Origin of the sequence: Streptomyces sp. NRRL WC-3605, assembly GCF_001509795.1 — a bacterium.
GTDB classification, from domain to species: Bacteria; Actinomycetota; Actinomycetes; order Streptomycetales; family Streptomycetaceae; genus Streptomyces; species Streptomyces viridochromogenes.
In genome coordinates this window covers 85092-101227 of sequence record NZ_LLZN01000102.1, presented here as the reverse complement: position 1 = coordinate 101227, position 16136 = coordinate 85092, and the positions used below count along the sequence as shown (strand labels likewise).

Genomic DNA, 16136 nt, shown 5'->3' with positions numbered 1-16136 from the left:
CCGGATCGGGCGTGCCCGCCTCAGCCCTTCCGCATCCACGCCCGTGTCCCGAACGAGGTGCAGGAGCGGGCCGCCAGAGCCGTCGCCGCTCGCAGGGCGTCGGTGAAGGCCGGGCCGGTCAGCTCGGTGTGTCGGGCCAGCCCGTGGGTGAGCGCGCCGTGCAGGACGTCGCCGGCGCCGAGCGTGTCCACCACGTGCACCGCGGGCACCTCCACCGTGCCGCCGCCGTCCGGTCCGGCCCACACCAGGGGGCACGGCCCCTGGCTGACGGCCGCCCAGGTGACGCCGTGGTCCCGCAGGAACCGCAGGGTGCCGTCGGTTTCCGCGGTGCCGGGCGGCCGGAAGGCCGCCGAGCACACGGCCACGTCGATGTACGGGAGCAGGTCTTCCGTACCCGGCTTCCAGCTGCCCCCGTCGAGCACGGTCCGCCGCCCCGCCGCGCGCGCGGCACGCGCCGTGGCGAGCGCCAGGGCCGGGTGGTGGCCGTCGAACTGCACGATGTCGCAGGCGGATACCAAGGCGTCCGGATCGGGGGGCGGGCCGAGCCGTTGCCCGCGGGCGTTGGTGGAGGCGACGGCACGCTCCCCGGTGCCGGCGGTGACCAGGACCGAGGACACGGCGGGCGGCTCGTCCCGGCCGGCCGCCAGGTCGGTCACGGCCACCCCCGCCCGGTCGAGGTCCGCGCGGACGGTCTCGCCCAGCGGGTGCGAGCCGACCGCGGTGAGCAGCCGCGCCACGCCTCCCAGATGGGCGAAGGTCACGGCCGCGTTCGCCGCCGGGCCGCCGGCCGTCACGAGCTGGTCCCGTGCCGTCAGCTTCTCGTCGGGGCCGGGCACCCGGTCCACGAGCTGGACGACGTCGAGCGTGCACAGTCCGACGAACAGCCCGCGCGGGCGGCCCCTCGTCCGCGGTTCCATCCCCCCTGCTCCTTCCGCCGGTGCGTGCGTACGGTGTAGCCATGGATCCTCCGGCCCCGAGGCCGGCCGCGCAAGGAAGGTGCCTTTCGGCCGTCCGGGGGCACACGGAGGACACACCGGGGCGGCACGGCGTGGCTCACAAGGGCGTGGCGGGCCCGCCTCCGGGAGTACCCGGACCGATCGCAGGGAGGCAGGACGTGGAAGGGCCGCAGGACACGGAGACCCCGCGCCGCGAGGCAGTGGCGTCGGCGCCCGCCGCGCTGTCCCAGGCCCTGGACGCCCTCGGCGCAGGCGCCTACGTCGTCGACGAGCGGGGCTGCATCCTCGCGGTGAACGCGCAGGCGGAGCGCATGCTCGGCAGATCCGCCGACGAACTCGTCGGCCAGGACGCCCACGACCTGCTGCACCGCGGCCCGCACGGCCAGCCGCTGCCGCACAGCCAGTGCGCCATGCGTCATGCGTTCCACGCGGGCAGACCGGCCCAGGGAGCGGGGGAGTACTTCGCGCTTCCCGACGGTTCCGTCCGCCCCATAGGCTGGATGATCACGCCGTACGCCGCCGGCGGCGACGAGGAGCGCACCCTGGTGCTCTTCCATCCGCAGGAGATCGTCGAGGAGCCGGCCTCGCCGCCGGAGACCCCGACCGCCCCGCTGACCGAGCTGGAGCGGCTGGCCCTGCTCGCCGAGGCCACCGCCCAGCTGACCTCGACGCTCGACACCGACGAGACGCTGCGCCGGCTCGGTCATCTGGTGGTGCCCCGGCTCGCCGACTGGGTGGTCGTGGACCTGATCACCGAGCGCGACGAGGTGTGGCGGGACGTCGTCGCCCACGCGGACGGGGCGACCCTCAAGCGGCACGAGGACCTGGAGGGGCCCATGCCGCCCGTGCTGGCGGAGTCCCAGTGGCCGCTGTCGAGGGCCCTGCGCGGGGCGTCGTCCACGGTGACCGGACCCGAGAGGTACCACCGTGAGCCGGATTCCGGGATCGCGGTCGAGCAGCGCCGCCTGTTCGACCGCACGGGCATGCACTCGGCGGCCATCGCCCCCATCCGCGGCACCCGCGAGGTGCTGGGCGCGCTGACGCTGGGCCGCGCCGAGGACCCGGTGGCCTTCACCCCCGCGGACCTCCCGCTGGTCGAGGACATCGCGCGCCGCGCCGGGCTCGCCCTGGACAACGCCCGCCTGTACCAGCGCCAGCGCAAGGTCGCCGAGACCATGCAGAACCACCTGCTGCCGCAGATGCCGGGCGTCCCCGGCCTGGAGATGACGGCCCGCTATCTGCCCGCGCCCGACGCCTCGCAGGTGGGCGGCGACTGGTACGACGCCTTCCCGCTGTCCGACGGGGCGACCGCGCTGGCCATCGGCGACGTCGTCGGCCATGACCTGGAGGCGGCGTCCGGCATGGCGCAGCTGCGCAACATGCTGCGGGCCTACGCCTGGTCGCAGAACGAGCCCCCCAGCCGGATCGTGACCCGGCTCGACGAGGCGATGGAGCACATCACCGACGTCAGCATGGCCACCATGATCTTCGCTCGCATCGAGGCGCTGGAAGACGGCACCTGGCGTCTGTCCTGGACCAACGCGGGACATCCGCCGATGCTGCTCATCGCCAGGGACGGCGTGGCCCGCTTCCTCGAGGAGGGGCACGGCGTGGCCCTGGGCACCGGGCTGCGCGCCCGGCGGCCGGACGCGCAGATCGTGCTGGAGCCCGGCTCCACCCTCGTGCTCTACACGGACGGCCTCGTCGAGGAACACGGCCAGATCCTCGACGTGGGCCTGGACCGACTGCGCCGGCACGCGGCCGCGTACGTGCACCGGCCGCTCACCGTCCTCGCCGACCAGGTGCTGCGCCGCGTCCGCCCCGCCGACAACGACGACGACGTGGCGCTCCTCGCGCTGCGCGCCCCGGCCTGACCGGCACCGCCCCAAGAACCATGCGCGCACGACTTGTTGACGCGTGGTCGACCACAGTGGTTCAGTGGCTCAGTCACTGAACCACACCCGGGCTGGGGGCCTCGAATGGGAGCACTGCCGCGCGAGACGGTCGTCGACGTACTGGAGCAGCGCCTGCGCGAACGGATCCTCGCCGGGCGCCACCCCGCCGGGAGCTATCTGCCGCCCGAGAGGGAACTCGCCGACGAGTACGGCGTCAACCGCACCACCCTCAAGCACGCGTTCGGCCGCCTGGTGCACGCGGGCCTCCTGGAGACCCGGCACGGAGTGGGCACGCGCGTCCGCGACTTCCTGCGGCTGGGCGGGGCGGACCTGCTGCCGATGCTGGTGCGGCACAGCCCCGACTGGATCGGGGAGATCTTCGAAGTGCGCCGCAGCATCGGCGCGTTGATCTCCGAACGCGCCGCCTCCCGTGCCACGGACGCCCAGATCGCCGAACTGCGCCGGCTCGTCGCGGCCGTCGCGGAGGCCGACGGTGGCGAGGACGCGCAGCTCGCGGACGCCGAGGTGCACCGCGCGCTCGCCCGAGCCACCGGCAACCGGGTGTACGTCCTGCTGACCAACACCCTGTTCAACGCCTATCTGCCGGTCCGCTCGGCCCTCGTGGGGCCCTTCCAGGACGCCCGGGCCGCCCACGACCGGCTGGCCCCCGTCGTCGAGGCCGTCGCCGCGCGGGACGAGACCGCCGCCCGCACGGCCGCCGGGGCCTACCTGTCCACGACGGAACGCGTCATGCTCGAAGGACTGGCCTCCGCCGGCCGGGGTCGCGGCGGGGACCGGTGAGCGCCCGCGGAACGGAGTTCCGGGAGACCCTCCTGGGCCGTGTACGGCTGGACGGCGAGGACCGCGAACGCCCCGTCCGCCTCGACCTCGTGGCCCGCGCCGGCACGGTGGTGCTGCCCCACCGCACCACCCGGGCCCGGCTCACCGGCCGCGTCCGGATCGCGGGTCGCGCCGACGACGCCGAAGCCGTGGGGGAGTTGGAGATATCCCCGCTGGCCCGGCGCAGGATCCGCTACCGGATCACCTTCACCCTGGAGGGCCGGCGCCTCGAACTCGACGGCTGGAAGTCCCTCTCACCGGCGCGGCCCGTCACCTCGATGACCGTCCTGCCGTACAGCCTCCACGAGGACGGGCGGCCGGCCGGTCAGGGCACGCTCCGCTTCCCGCTCGGCACCGGGCTGCTGCCGTTCGTCGCGAGCTTCCGCTTCCCCCGGACTTCCGCGCACGACCCCGGACGGGACCTCGCGGCCCGCTGGGACGGGCGGCCGGGCCGCACGGAGGTCTGGTACACGACCCTGACCGACCCGGCGACCGGCACCGGGGTCTGGCTGCACCACGAAGTCGTCGCCCCCACGGACGGATCGGCCGCCTACGCGCACGGCTGGGCCGCCCTCTTCCCCCAGGACGGCCCGGTGCGGCACGCCCGGTTCGGGCCCGTCCCCGCGACCGGCGGCACCGACGGCTTCACCGCCGGCGACGTCCGCGTCGCCCCCGGAGCGCTGTCCGGCAGCGCCGGCCCGCTCACCTGGTCGCTCACCGAGACACCGCAGGGCCCGCCGGTGCGCACCTTCCCCCGCTGGTCCTGGCGTCACCCCTGGCTGCCCGCCAGCCACATGCTCCCGGCCTCCCGCTGCCGCTACACCGGGACCGTCCGGCACGGCGACGGCGAAGAGCTGCGCCTGGACGGCGCGTTCGGGGCGAGCGCCCGCATCTACGGCCACGGCAACGCCGCACGCTGGGCGTGGCTCCACGCGGACCTGGGCGGCGGCGACGTCCTCGAGATCGTGGCCGCCGTGTCCACCCGCCCCGGACTCGACCGGCTGCCCCCGCTCGTCTTCCTGCGCCTGCTGCGCGGCGGACGGACCTGGCCGGGGCGCGCCGAGCGCAGCGCGGTGGGCTGGGCGGGAGCCGGCCGGTTCACGGCCGACCTCGCCCTGCCCCGCTGGCGGGTGACCGGCCGGGCCGGACTGCGCCGGATCCGGGTGACGGTGACCCAGCCCGAGGAGCGGACCCTGGCCCTGGACTACACCGACCCCGACGGGTCAGCCGCGGTCTGCCGCAACAGTGAGAGCGCCGACGCGGAGATCCACCTGGAACGCTGGTGGGGGAGATGGCGGCCGGAGGCGCACTGGCGGCTGGCGGGCACCGCCCACGCGGAGGTCGGCGAGCGATGAACCCCCGTACGGACACCGCCCTGCCGGCACTCACCGCCGCGTTCCTCGGGGACGACGGCACCACCGACTGGGTGCGGGGTGTGCCACGGCGTCTGCGGACGCTGCTGGACGCGATGCCGCGCTCCGCCCGCACCGCCGTCCACGGAGCGGCCCTCGCGGTCGACGCGTACGCTCTGGCCCGCACCGGCCGCCGTCTCACCGCGCTGGCCCCCGGGGAACGCGAGCGCCTGCTGGCCCGGCTCGCCGCCCACCGGACCGCCCTGCCGGTCCTCGACGCGCTCAAGGTGCCGGTGCTGCTCGCCGCCGGGACGGAACGGATGCTGCACCGCGAGGCACCGGCCGCGCGGCCCGCCGCCGACGACCCGCCGCTGGACTGCACGCCGTCCGCGGCCTGGCCCAACCGGTCCACCGCCGACGCCGTCGTCGTCGGGTCCGGCGCCGGGGGTGCCATGGCGGCGCGCACCCTGGCCCGCGCCGGCCTGCGGGTCGTCGTCGTGGAGGAGGGTGAGCACCACACCACGGCCTCGTTCGCGGGCCGGACGCCGCTCGACCGTTTCACCGGGCTGTACCGGGACGCCGGAGCCACGATCGCGTACGGCGCCCCTCCGCTGGTCGTCCCCACCGGCCGCGCGGTGGGTGGCACCACCGTCGTCAACTCCGGGACCTGCTACCGCACTCCGGACCACGTCCTCACCCGCTGGCGCACCATCCACGGCTTCGCCGCCGCCGACGGTCTCACCACCCACCTCGACGAGGCGGAACGCACCCTGCGCGTCGCCCGGCAGCCGCTCGACGTCCTCGGCGAGAACGGCCGGCTCGCCCTGTCCGGCGCCCGGCGCCTCGGCTGGGCCGCGGGCCCCCTGCGCCGCAACGCGCCCGGCTGCCAGGGCTCCTGCCAGTGCGTCGTCGGCTGTCCGACCGGCGCCAAGCAGAGCGTCCAGCTCTCGGTGCTGCCCGACGCGTGCGCGGCAGGCGCCCGTATCGTCACGGCCGCCCGCGTCCGGCGCCTCCTCGTCGACCGCGACCGGCCGGGCGGCCCCCGGGCCTCGGGCGTCCTGGTGAGCCGCCCCGACGGCAGCGAACTGGAGATCCTCAGCCCCCTGGTCGTCGTGGCGGCCGGCGCGCTGGGGACCCCGCAGCTCCTGCGCCGCTCCGGCCTGGGCGGCCATCCGGGACTCGGACGGAACCTCAGCGTCCACCCCGCCATCAGCGTCGCGGGCCGCTTCGGCACCCCCGTCGGCGGCGGGCAGGCCGTTCTGCAGAGCGTCGCGGTGGAGGAACTGCACGCCGACGGCATCCTCATCGAGGCGACCGCCGCACCCCCGGGCATGAGTTCATTCGTGCTGCCGGGCGTCGGACGCGCCCTGCGCGACGCGCTGGAGGACACCGAACACCTGGCGACCCTCGGGGCGATGGTCGCCGACCGCCCGTCGGGCCGGGTCCTCGGCCGGCACGGCACCCTGCTGCGCTACGCCCTGGCACCCCGTGACGCGGGCCGTCTGCTGCGCGCCCAGCGGGCCATGGGCCGCCTGCTGTTCGCCGCCGGCGCCGAGGAGGTCCTGACCGGCGTCCCGCACGCCCCACGCGCCGGCGACATGGCGCAGCTGGAGGCCCTGCTGGCGGACGTGGCGGTACGGCACCTGCATGTGTCCGCGTTCCACCCCACCGGCACGGCGGCGGCCGGCGCCGACGAGGACCGGGCACCGGCCGACCCGGAGGGACGGCTGCGGGGCGCGCACGGCGTGCTGATCGCCGACGGGTCCGTCCTGCCCAGCTGCCCCGAGGTGAACCCGCAGCTCAGCATCATGGCGGCGGCCCTGGCCGTCACGGACCGCTGGCTGGCCCGGACCTGACCGGGCGGGTCGTGGAAGGCCGGGGGCGGCGGCACCGCCCCCGGCCGTGTATCAGGGGAGCTTGACCGCCAGGAGGTCGACCGGCCGGATGTCCGGTGCCTCGCTGAGCAGCGTCGCGGCGTTCTCCGTCAGCGCGGCCGCGATCCGGCCCCGCAGGTGCTCCTGACGCCCCTGCTCGTCCGCGAACGTGTCGAAGACGCCGAAGGTGGTCTCACCCTGCCGGAACGCGAACCACGTCACCGTGTGCTCCTCCTGCCGGGCCAGCTCCACCGCGTCCCGCAGCAGCTCCGCGACCTTCTCCGCGTGCTCGGGCCTCGCCTCGATGCGGGCCAGCAGTCCCAACGTGCTCATGTGGTGCTCCAGTTCGTGATGGTCGTCATGGTCGGGATGGTCGTCACGGTCGTCACGGCCGTGACGGGAGGGGTGCCGGTACCGGGCACCGGATGTCGTCCGGACACCCCTGAATCTAGGGCGCGGTCCGGAACCCGCCCAGCGTCGGGAACGACGTGTCCGATACCGTTCCCGACATGGATGTGGCGGTGCTGGCGTACGACGGTGTCTTCGATTCCGGGCTCGCGGCCCTGCTCGACGTGCTCGACGGGGCGAACGCGATGCGCGAGGAGCTTCCCGAACCGCCGCCCGCCTGGACGGTGTCCACCGTGGGCTTCCGCCGGCGGGTCCGCACCGGCGCCGGGCACCTGGTCGAGACCCGCCCGGCCGCCACGGCGAAGGACGCCGACCTGCTGATCGTCCCGGCCCTCGCCGAGCGCCGCCCCGACGCCCTCCTCGCACAGGTCTCGGGTCCGGCCGGGGCGCCCCTGCGGCAGCTGGTGGCCGAGACGCGGGAACGCCGTGTCGCTGTGGCGTCGGCCTGCACGGGCACGTTCCTGCTGGCCGAGTCGGGTGTGCTCGACGGGCGCCGGGCGACCACCAGCTGGTGGCTGGCGCCGTACTTCCGTACGCGCTACCCGCGGGTGACGCTCGACCAGACCCGCATGGTGACCACTTCCGACGGGGTGACCACCGCGGGCGCGGCGTTCGGGCACGTCGACCTCGCGCTCGCGGTGGTGCGGATGAGGAGCCCCGCCCTCGCGGAGCTCGTCGCCAGGTATCTGGTCATCGACGAGCGGCCCTCCCAGGCCGCGTACACGATCTCCTCGGCCCTCGCGCAGAGCGATCCGACGCTGGCCGCCTTCGAGCGCTGGGCCAGGATCCATCTGGACCAGCCGCTGTCGATCGGCGACGCGGCCCGGGCCCTCGGCGTCAGCGAGCGCACCCTCCAGCGGGTCGTACGCCGCACCCTCGGCACCTCGCCCGTCCGTTTCGTGCAGGACCTGCGCGTGGAACGCGCCTCCCATCTGCTGCGCACCACGGACCTGCCGCTCGAGGTGATAGCCCGCAAGGTCGGCTACGAGCACGCCACCACGCTCCGGGTCCTGCTCCGCGAGCGGACGGGTGAGACGGCGGGAGCCCTGCGGGGCCGCTGACCGCCCGTCGCCCGCCCCCCGCCGTCTACCGGCAGCCCCGTCTCCCGTCTTCCGTTGCCCGTCTCCCGTGCCCCGTACGGGAGTTCACCGCGGTCGATATTGGTTGAGTCGTTGACAGGTCCATACCAGGGCGGGACGCTGAGAGCGCTCTCAGATCGTCGATCCCCCACTCGAACGGAGACGGAGCATGGGCAAGACACTCGAACGCCGGATCGCGGCCGCGGGCCTGTCCCTCGCCACGATCCTCGGCGGCACGCTGCTGGCGGCCGGGACGGGCGCACCCGCCCACGCCGCCGTCCCGGCGACCATTCCGCTGAAGATCACCAACAACTCGGCGCGCGGTGACCAGGTGTACATCTACAACCTCGGCACCGAGCTCTCGACCGGACGCCAGGGCTGGGCCGACGCCGGCGGTACCTTCCACCCCTGGCCGGCGGGCGGGAACCCGCCGACTCCCGCGCCGGACGCCTCCATCCCCGGCCCCGCCGCCGGACAGTCGACGACCATCCGGATGCCGAAGTTCTCCGGCCGCGTGTACTTCTCGTACGGGCGGAAGCTGGAGTTCAAGCTGACCACCGGCGGGCTCGTCCAGCCCGCCGTGCAGAACCCCAGCGACCCGAACCGCGACATCCTGTTCAACTGGTCCGAGTACACGCTCAACGACGGCGGCGTGTGGCTCAACAGCACCCAGGTCGACATGTTCTCGGCGCCCTACTCCGTCGGCGTGCAGCGCCCCGACGGCAGCACCGCGACCGCCGGCAGGCTCAGGGCGGGCGGCTACAACGCCGTCCTGAACGGACTGAGGAACCAGCCCGGCGGCTGGGGGAACCTGATCCAGACCCGCTCCGACGGCACCGTGCTGCGCGCGCTGTCCCCGCTGTACGGCCTGGAGACCGGCGCGCTGCCCGCCTCGGTGCTCGACGACTACATCAACCGGGTCTGGCAGAAGTACTCCTCGGCCACCCTGACGGTGACACCGTTCAGGGACCAGCCGAACACCAGGTACTTCGGCCGGGTCTCGGGGGGCGTCATGCGCTTCACCAACAGCGCGGGCGCGGTCGTGACCCAGTTCGAGAAGCCGGACGCCTCCTCCGTCTTCGGCTGTCACCGCAAGCTCGACGCGCCCAACGACCAGGTGCGCGGCCCGATCTCGCGCACCCTGTGCGCGGGATTCCACCGCTCCACCCTGCTGGTCAACCCCAACCAGCCCGACGCGTCGTCGGACGCCTTCTACCGGGACGGCGTCACCGACCACTACGCGCGGGTGATCCACTCCCAGATGGCCGACGGCAAGGCGTACGCGTTCGCCTTCGACGACGTCGGCAACCACGAGTCCCTGGTCCACGACGGGGACCCGCGCCAGGCGTCGATCACCCTCGAGCCCTTCAACTGATCCCTACCGAACGCACGCCGCCGGCCGCCGGGAGCCCGTCCCCCGGCGGCCGGTGGCGTGTCGCCAGCCCTCTTGCTTGCAAGCGCGCTCTGGAAGCCGATGCGTCCAGTGGGCGTACGCAAGGGATGCCGCGGGGTACCCGAACACGTACGAACTGACACGGGAAAGGGCTGTAGGCATGCAGATCGATCTGACGGGCCGCACCGCGCTGGTGACCGGTTCCACCCAGGGCATCGGCGCGGCGATCGCGGTCGGGCTCGCCCGCGCGGGGGCGCGGGTGGGCGTCAACGGCCGCAGCCCGGACCGTGTGGAGCGCAGTGTCGCCGAGTTCAGCAGCCGGGCGCCCGGCGCCCGCCTGGTCCCGGTGGCGGCGGACGTGACCACGCAGGAGGGCGTCGACCGGGTGGCCGAGCTCCTCCCGGAGGTGGACATCCTCGTCAACAACCTCGGCATCTTCGGCTCCGCCGACCCGTTGGAGATCAGCGACGAGGAGTGGCGGCGCTACTTCGACGTCAACGTGCTGTCGGCCGTACGGCTGATCCGCCGGTACCTGCCCGGCATGGCCGAGCGGGGCTGGGGGCGGGTGCAGAACATCGCCAGCGACTCGGCGATCGTGACTCCCGCCGAGATGATCCACTACGGCATGTCCAAGACGGCCCTGCTCGCGGTGAGCCGCGGATTCGCCAAGCAGGCGGCCGGCACCGGGGTCACCGTGAACTCCGTCCTCGCCGGCCCCACCCACACGGGCGGTGTGGAGGACTTCGTCTACGAGCTGGTGGACAAGGACCTGCCCTGGGACGAGGCGCAGCGGGCCTTCATGCGCGAGCACCGGCCGCAGAGCCTGCTGCAGCGCCTGATCGAGCCGGAGGAGATCGCCAACATGGTCGTCTACCTAGCCTCCGACCACGCGTCGGCCACGACGGGCGGCGCGGTCCGGGTCGACGGAGGGTACGTGGACTCGATCCTGCCGTGACGGCCGTACACGAGGCCGGGGGAGCGCGCCCCACGCGTGGGTCGAGATCATCCCAACGGCCTACGGACCGAACGATTCACCAGGTGAACGGGGCGCGCGGGGCCCGGAGCGCCGGGGGCCCGGCGGAATGCTGAGGGGCGTACCGACCCATCGACGGGCGGGGACGTCCGGTCCGCCGCCCGCACCGGCCAAGGAGTTCCCTTGAGTTTTCGCCGTACGCTGACCGGCGTCCTCGGTTCCGCCGCCCTCGCGCTGACCTCCCTCGGGATGGTGACCGCCCATGCGGCCCCGGCCGCCGCCGACCCCTGCGGCTTCTACGAGACCAGCTCCGACGCGTACTACAACCACTGCACGTCGGACGGCTCCCGTGTGGTGATCCAGGTGCGGGTCGCCTACGCCGCCGACTACGAGCGCTGTGTGGCGCCGGGCCGCACCTGGCTGGGCTCCGCCGCCAAGATCCAGGGCGCGCACTACGTCGGCCGCACCTGCTGACGGACCGCCGGAAGGCGCCAGGAGCGGCCCCGCCCCCCACCGGCCGTGGTGGGGGGGCGGGGCCTTTCCGCCGTCCGGGTCAGTCCGGCTGCCGGGCGGCCGCCTGGCGGGTGCGCTCGTAGTGGCGTCTGGCCTTCATGCGGTTGCCGCACAGGGCCATCGAGCACCAGCGCCCCTTGTTCGTCTTGCTGCGGTCCAGCAGGAACCGACGGCACTCGTCGTTGGCGCAGGGGCGCAGTCTGCCGGGCATGGCCTGCTGGAGCGCGCCCCAGGCCAGGACCGCCTCCACGGCCAGGCGCCGGTCGGCGGGCGGCCTCGGCTCCCAGGTCACGCCCTCGGCGTCGACGCGCGGATGCGAGGTGACGCCCTCCAGCAGCGGGCCCAGGGCGGTGGCGGGAACGTCATCGCGGACGACCCGCTGGAGCAGGTCGCGTGCCTCGACGAGATGCCGGTGCTCGGCTGCGGTGCCGCTGCCGCCGTGCTCCCGCTGCCAGGCGCGGGCGGCCTCGGGGTCGGCGAACACATCCGCCGGGGTGCCGTCGACCACCGGGGTGGTGTTGAGGAGCTCCACCAGCGTGTCCTGCTCCATGCGTCCGCCTCCTCACCGATCAGTTCGCCCAGCGCAGGCTACAGCGTGCCTCCGCCTCTCGATTGTAACCCTTGAAAGTGTGTTGACAGGTTAGGTCGGCCGTGGTCGACTGTGCTTATAACCGCCGAACGGCTCTAGAGGGGTTAGAACAATGGAGTACGCAGTGCACCACCGCACCGCCACCGTCGACGGCCTGGAGGTCTTCTACCGGGAGGCCGGCGATCCCGGCGCGCCCACCGTCGTGCTGCTGCACGGCTTCCCGACCAGCTCGCACATGTTCCGCGGCCTGATCCCGGAGCTCGCCGACCGCTACCGCGTCGTCGCTCCGGACCACATCGCGTTCGGCAGGTCCGCGATGCCGGCGCTCCAGGACTTCCCGTACACCTTCGACGCGCTCGCCGACATCACCGAGGGGCTCCTGCGGCAGCTGGGCGTCGACCGGTTCGCGATGTACGTGCAGGACTACGGCGCCCCGATCGGCTGGCGCCTCGCCCTGCGGGACCCCGGCCGGATCACGGCGATCGTCACCCAGAACGGCAACGCCTACGAGGAGGGGCTCGTCCCGGCCTTCTGGAAGGACGTCTTCGCCTACGGCGAGCGCCCCGGCCCCGACACCGAGCCCCCCATGCGGACCGCCCTCACCCCGGAGGGCGTGCGCTGGCAGTACCTCACCGGCGTGCCGGACCCGAGCCTCGTCAGCCCCGACGCCTGGACCCACGACCTGGCCCTGCTGGACCGGCCCGGCAACGACCTGATCCAGCTGAAGCTGTTCCGCGACTACCCCATGAACGTGGCCCTCTACCCGGAGGTCCACCGCTGGTTCCGCGACACGCAGGTCCCGCTGCTCGCCGTCTGGGGGGCCAACGACCCGATCTTCGGCCCGGCGGGCGCGGAGGCGTTCCGGCAGGACCTGCCCGACGCCGAGATCCGTCTGCTGGACACCGGGCACTTCGCCCTGGAGTCGCACCTGGGCGCCATCGCCGGCGCCGTGCGCGACTTCCTCGGCCGCGCCCTGGCATGACCCCGAGCACCGCACCGGCGGCCGAAGGAGAGGAGACGGTCCGTATGAACGCGTCGGGCTTCCACGAGGGGGAGCGGACTGTCCAGGCGCGGGCGGGCGCCACGGAGGAGGCGGCCCGGCTGCACGGCATGCTGCGGCCGCCGTGGCTGGGCGGCGGGCTGCGGGCGGCCCTCGCCGCGCGGACCTTCGCCGTCCTCACCGCCCGCGACCGGGACGGGGCACTGTGGATCTCCCCCCTCACCGGCCGGCCGGGGTTCCTGGACGGGGACGGCACCACCCTGACGGTGATCGCCGCGCCCCCGGCCGGTGACCCGCTGCACGGCCTGCCCGTCCCGCAGCCCGCCGGGCTCCTCGCGATCGACCTCGGTCTGCGGCGCCGCATCCGTGTCAACGGCAGACTCACGGACCGTACGGACGGTGTCCTGACCATCGAGGCCGAGCAGGCGTTCGGCAACTGCCCCGCCCACATCCGCCCCCGCCTCCTCACCCCCGACGCCACCGCCCCGGCGGGCCCGCCTGCGCCCGAGGCCGTCCGGGCCGCGCTCGACGACCGGGACCGCGAGCTGATCTCACGCGCCGACACCTTCTTCCTCGGCACGACCCATCCCGCCCGGGGCGCCGACGCCTCCCACAAGGGTGGCGCGCCCGGCTTCGTACGGATCGACGGCGGGGAGCTCTGGTGGCCCGACTACGCCGGGAACAACCTGTTCACCAGCCTCGGCAACCTCGCCGTCGACCCGGCCGCGGCCCTGCTGTTCCTCGACTTCACCACCGGCCGCACCCTGCACCTCGGCGGCGAGGCGACGGTCGAGTGGCTCGACCCCGCGGACGCCGGGGACGAGGGCGGCACCGGGCGGCGGGTCCGGTTCCGGCCCCGGCGGGTGCTCGGCGGCCTCGTCCCGCTGCGCGAGGCGGCTCCCGGCCCGTGATCGACATGAGCGCGGGCGCCGGACCGTCTTGACTGGTACCGGAAGGAGCACCCGGATGCCCTCATTGCTGTCGGTCAACGTGGGACTGCCCAAGGACGTGCCCTGGCAGGGCCGGACCGTCCACACGGGCGTGTGGAAACACCCCGTGCCCGGACCGGTCATGGCCCGCCGGCTCAACCTCGACGGCGACGGCCAGGGGGACGCCCAGGGCCACGGCGGGGAACAGCGCGCGGTGCTCGTCTACCAGATCGACTCCTACCGTCACTGGCAGCGGCACCTCGGGCGGGACGACTTCGTCCCCGGGCAGTTCGGGGAGAACCTCACCGTCGACGGCCTCTCCGACGACGAGGTCTGCATCGGCGACCGGTACCGGATCGGCGAGGCGGAGTTCGAGGTGAGCCAGCCCCGGGTGACCTGCTACCGCGTCGGCCTGCGGATGGGCGTGCCCGAGATGCCCGCGCTGCTCGTAGCCCACCACCGGCCCGGCTTCTACATGCGGGTCGTCCAGGAGGGGCTGATCCGGGCGGGCGACCCGATCGTCCGGACCCGGACCGGCCCCGGCGCGCTGACCGTCGCCGCCACGGACGCCCTGCTCTACCTCCCCGGCCGCGACCCGGCCCTGCTGCGGCGCGCGCTCGCCGTCCCCGCGCTGAGCCCCGGCTGGCAGGGTTCCTTCCGCGACCTGCTGGCCGCCGAGGAAGGCGGGCCCGCCGCCGACGGGCCCGCCTGGGAGGGCTTCCGGACCCTGCGGGTGTCCGACGTGGTCGCCGAGACGGACACGGTCGTCTCCCTCCACCTGACCTCGGCCGACGGGACACCGCTGCCCGACGCCCGCGCCGGCCAGTACCTCACCGTGCGGGTCCCGGGCAGCGGAGGGCCCGCCCCGATCCGCAGCTATTCGCTCTCCGCGGTGCCCGGCGCCGACGGCTACCGCATCAGCGTCAAACACGAACCGCACGGCAACGCCAGCGGCTACCTCACGACGGCACTGCGGCCGGGAGCCGTCCTCGACGTCGCGGCGCCGCGCGGCGACTTCGTCCTGGAAGGCGGCACGGAACCGGTCCTCCTCGTCTCCGCCGGCATCGGGGTCACCCCGGTCCTGGGCATGCTGCACGAACTGGCCGCCCGTTCCCCCGACCGGGACGTCTGGTGGCTCCACGGCGCCCGCGGCCCACGCGAGCACCCCCTGGCCGCCGAGGCCCACACCGTGCTCGGCTCCCTGCCGCACGCCCACGAGCACGTCTTCTACAGCGCCGCCACCCCCGAGGAGCGGGACCGGGCCCACGCGGCCCCGGGACGGCTCACCCCGGACGCCGTCCGGGCCCTGGGCGTGCCGTCCGAGGCGAGCGCCTACGTCTGCGGGCCCACGGCGTTCATGACCGACATGCGGCAGGCCCTCGCCGACGCGGGCGTCGACCCGGCCCGCGTCCACACGGAACTCTTCGCGACCCTGCCACCCATCACCCCCGGCCTCACCGGGACCGAGGCTCCGTCCCCCCACCCGCCGGCAGGGCCGCCCGGCACCGGACCGCGGGTCACCTTCGCCCGCAGCGGTGTGACCACGCCGTTCCCCGACGGGGCGCGCAGCCTCCTCGACCTCGCCGACGCCTGCGACGTACCGGCCCGCTGGAGCTGCCGTACCGGGGTGTGCCACACCTGTGTCACCCCGGTCCTGTCGGGCGAGGTCGGCTACGCGCCCGCGCCGCTGGAGCCGCCGCCGGCCGGACAGGCCCTCATCTGCTGCTCGCGGCCGCGCACCGACGTCGTCCTGGACATGTGAGTCAGGCGGGGCCGGCGCGCAGGAGGACGAGTTCGGCGTTCAGCTCGCGCAGGAACCGTACGACGACGCCCAGTTCGTCGGGGGAGAAGCGGCCGAGGGCCGTGTCGGTGCGTTCCGCCAGGGGACGGAAGTAGTCCCGGGCCAGGGCCCTGGCCGGCTCGGCGTAGTGCAGGTGCACCACCCGGCGGTCGCCCGCAGCACGGACGCGGTGGATGTGCCCCGCCCGCTCCAGACGGTCGAGGCACGCCGTGACGGCGCCGGACGTGAGGTTCAGCTGCCGGCGAAGCCGGCCGGGGGTCATCGGACCGGCCTCGGGATCGGCGTCGAGGATCGCGATGAGCGCCTGCATGTCGGTCAGGTGCAGTCCATGCGCCTGGGCGAACTCCTGCGTGACGCGGTTGAACTCGCTGTTCATCCGGCGCAGAAGAACGGCGAACGACTGCAACCCTGTCGGGTCGTCCGCCGGAACAGTGGGGGAGGGCACATCGGGACCGCTCATGAATGCAGTATAAGATCACTCAATGAGTGAGATACTTTGCCATTGAGTTAACTTGACTACCGCATGGGATGCTC

Annotated in this window: 15 protein-coding genes; 11 read left to right on the top strand and 4 right to left on the bottom strand. The window is 74.2% G+C overall.

From position 1 onward, the window contains the following. Positions 1-20: 20 nt before the first annotated feature. The gene (locus tag ADL34_RS31745; protein ID WP_062664795.1) at positions 21-917 is read right to left on the bottom strand and encodes a PfkB family carbohydrate kinase; all 897 of its coding nucleotides are present in this window, start codon (positions 915-917) and stop codon (positions 21-23) included. A 197-nt stretch (positions 918-1114) separates the two neighbouring features. On the opposite strand from ADL34_RS31745, the gene ADL34_RS31740 reads away from it, so the two are divergent. The 4 genes from ADL34_RS31740 to ADL34_RS31725 all read left to right on the top strand — a co-directional run bounded on the left by ADL34_RS31740 (position 1115) and on the right by ADL34_RS31725 (position 6899). Then, positions 1115-2830 (top strand): SpoIIE family protein phosphatase, encoded by a 1716-nt coding sequence (locus ADL34_RS31740; protein ID WP_062664797.1) that lies wholly within the window; start codon positions 1115-1117, stop codon positions 2828-2830. A 105-nt stretch (positions 2831-2935) separates the two neighbouring features. Further along, positions 2936-3652: a FadR/GntR family transcriptional regulator gene (locus tag ADL34_RS31735; RefSeq protein ID WP_062664799.1), complete on the top strand. Its 717-nt coding sequence runs from the start codon at positions 2936-2938 to the stop codon at positions 3650-3652. After that, positions 3649-5046, top strand: a complete 1398-nt coding sequence (locus ADL34_RS31730) for a hypothetical protein (protein WP_079034000.1) — start codon at positions 3649-3651, stop codon at positions 5044-5046. The genes ADL34_RS31735 and ADL34_RS31730 overlap by 4 nt, the downstream gene beginning before the upstream one ends. Then, positions 5043-6899 (top strand): GMC family oxidoreductase, encoded by a 1857-nt coding sequence (locus tag ADL34_RS31725; RefSeq protein WP_062664801.1) that lies wholly within the window; start codon positions 5043-5045, stop codon positions 6897-6899. The genes ADL34_RS31730 and ADL34_RS31725 overlap by 4 nt, the downstream gene beginning before the upstream one ends. Positions 6900-6950: 51 nt before the next feature. Here the strand turns inward: ADL34_RS31725 and ADL34_RS31720 are convergent, their stop codons facing one another. Then, positions 6951-7250, bottom strand: a complete 300-nt coding sequence (locus tag ADL34_RS31720; RefSeq protein WP_062664803.1) for a putative quinol monooxygenase — start codon at positions 7248-7250, stop codon at positions 6951-6953. Between the two features lie 176 nt (positions 7251-7426). On the opposite strand from ADL34_RS31720, the gene ADL34_RS31715 reads away from it, so the two are divergent. The 4 genes from ADL34_RS31715 to ADL34_RS31700 all read left to right on the top strand — a co-directional run bounded on the left by ADL34_RS31715 (position 7427) and on the right by ADL34_RS31700 (position 11244). Beyond that, entirely contained in the window at positions 7427-8386 is a 960-nt protein-coding gene (locus ADL34_RS31715) for a GlxA family transcriptional regulator (RefSeq protein ID WP_062664805.1), read from the top strand. 187 nt (positions 8387-8573) lie between these two features. Next, entirely contained in the window at positions 8574-9779 is a 1206-nt protein-coding gene (locus tag ADL34_RS31710; protein WP_062664807.1) for a glycoside hydrolase family 64 protein, read from the top strand. A 178-nt stretch (positions 9780-9957) separates the two neighbouring features. Then, positions 9958-10752, top strand: a complete 795-nt coding sequence (locus tag ADL34_RS31705; protein WP_062664809.1) for an SDR family NAD(P)-dependent oxidoreductase — start codon at positions 9958-9960, stop codon at positions 10750-10752. A gap of 201 nt (positions 10753-10953) precedes the next feature. Further along, entirely contained in the window at positions 10954-11244 is a 291-nt protein-coding gene (locus tag ADL34_RS31700; protein WP_062664811.1) for a DUF6355 family natural product biosynthesis protein, read from the top strand. Positions 11245-11323: 79 nt separating this feature from the next. On the opposite strand, the gene ADL34_RS31695 is transcribed toward ADL34_RS31700, so the two are convergent. Further along, on the bottom strand, positions 11324-11833 hold the full coding sequence (locus tag ADL34_RS31695) for a CGNR zinc finger domain-containing protein (protein WP_062664813.1): 510 nt from the start codon (positions 11831-11833) through the stop codon (positions 11324-11326). 151 nt (positions 11834-11984) lie between these two features. Here ADL34_RS31695 and ADL34_RS31690 point away from each other — a divergent pair, with 151 nt between their 5' ends. From ADL34_RS31690 to ADL34_RS31680, 3 genes are read left to right on the top strand one after another with little or no spacing between them, the layout of a single operon-like run. Beyond that, complete coding sequence (locus tag ADL34_RS31690; protein ID WP_062664814.1) at positions 11985-12854, top strand: alpha/beta fold hydrolase; 870 nt, start codon at positions 11985-11987, stop codon at positions 12852-12854. A gap of 44 nt (positions 12855-12898) precedes the next feature. Further along, positions 12899-13783, top strand: coding sequence for a pyridoxamine 5'-phosphate oxidase family protein (locus tag ADL34_RS31685; protein ID WP_062664815.1), 885 nt, complete (start codon positions 12899-12901; stop codon positions 13781-13783). A gap of 55 nt (positions 13784-13838) precedes the next feature. Continuing rightward, positions 13839-15563: an MOSC and FAD-binding oxidoreductase domain-containing protein gene (locus ADL34_RS31680; protein ID WP_062664817.1), complete on the top strand. Its 1725-nt coding sequence runs from the start codon at positions 13839-13841 to the stop codon at positions 15561-15563. A 1-nt stretch (position 15564) separates the two neighbouring features. Here ADL34_RS31680 and ADL34_RS31675 read toward each other — a convergent pair whose 3' ends face one another. Next, positions 15565-16062, bottom strand: coding sequence for a MarR family winged helix-turn-helix transcriptional regulator (locus ADL34_RS31675; protein WP_062664819.1), 498 nt, complete (start codon positions 16060-16062; stop codon positions 15565-15567). Positions 16063-16136 lie beyond the last annotated feature (74 nt).

Excerpts from the sequence above, each read along its gene's own strand:
- ADL34_RS31720 (WP_062664803.1), bottom strand. The coding sequence starts at position 7,250 with ATGAGCACGTTGGGACTGCTGGCCCGCATCGAGGCGAGGCCCGAGCAC.
- ADL34_RS31705 (WP_062664809.1), top strand. The coding sequence starts at position 9,958 with ATGCAGATCGATCTGACGGGCCGCACCGCGCTGGTGACCGGTTCCACC.
- ADL34_RS31735 (WP_062664799.1), top strand. The coding sequence starts at position 2,936 with ATGGGAGCACTGCCGCGCGAGACGGTCGTCGACGTACTGGAGCAGCGC.
- ADL34_RS31680 (WP_062664817.1), top strand. The coding sequence starts at position 13,839 with ATGCCCTCATTGCTGTCGGTCAACGTGGGACTGCCCAAGGACGTGCCC.
- ADL34_RS31675 (WP_062664819.1), bottom strand. The coding sequence starts at position 16,062 with ATGAGCGGTCCCGATGTGCCCTCCCCCACTGTTCCGGCGGACGACCCG.
- ADL34_RS31685 (WP_062664815.1), top strand. The coding sequence starts at position 12,899 with ATGAACGCGTCGGGCTTCCACGAGGGGGAGCGGACTGTCCAGGCGCGG.
- ADL34_RS31745 (WP_062664795.1), bottom strand. The coding sequence starts at position 917 with ATGGAACCGCGGACGAGGGGCCGCCCGCGCGGGCTGTTCGTCGGACTG.
- ADL34_RS31725 (WP_062664801.1), top strand. The coding sequence starts at position 5,043 with ATGAACCCCCGTACGGACACCGCCCTGCCGGCACTCACCGCCGCGTTC.
- ADL34_RS31695 (WP_062664813.1), bottom strand. The coding sequence starts at position 11,833 with ATGGAGCAGGACACGCTGGTGGAGCTCCTCAACACCACCCCGGTGGTC.
- ADL34_RS31690 (WP_062664814.1), top strand. The coding sequence starts at position 11,985 with ATGGAGTACGCAGTGCACCACCGCACCGCCACCGTCGACGGCCTGGAG.
- ADL34_RS31715 (WP_062664805.1), top strand. The coding sequence starts at position 7,427 with ATGGATGTGGCGGTGCTGGCGTACGACGGTGTCTTCGATTCCGGGCTC.
- ADL34_RS31710 (WP_062664807.1), top strand. The coding sequence starts at position 8,574 with ATGGGCAAGACACTCGAACGCCGGATCGCGGCCGCGGGCCTGTCCCTC.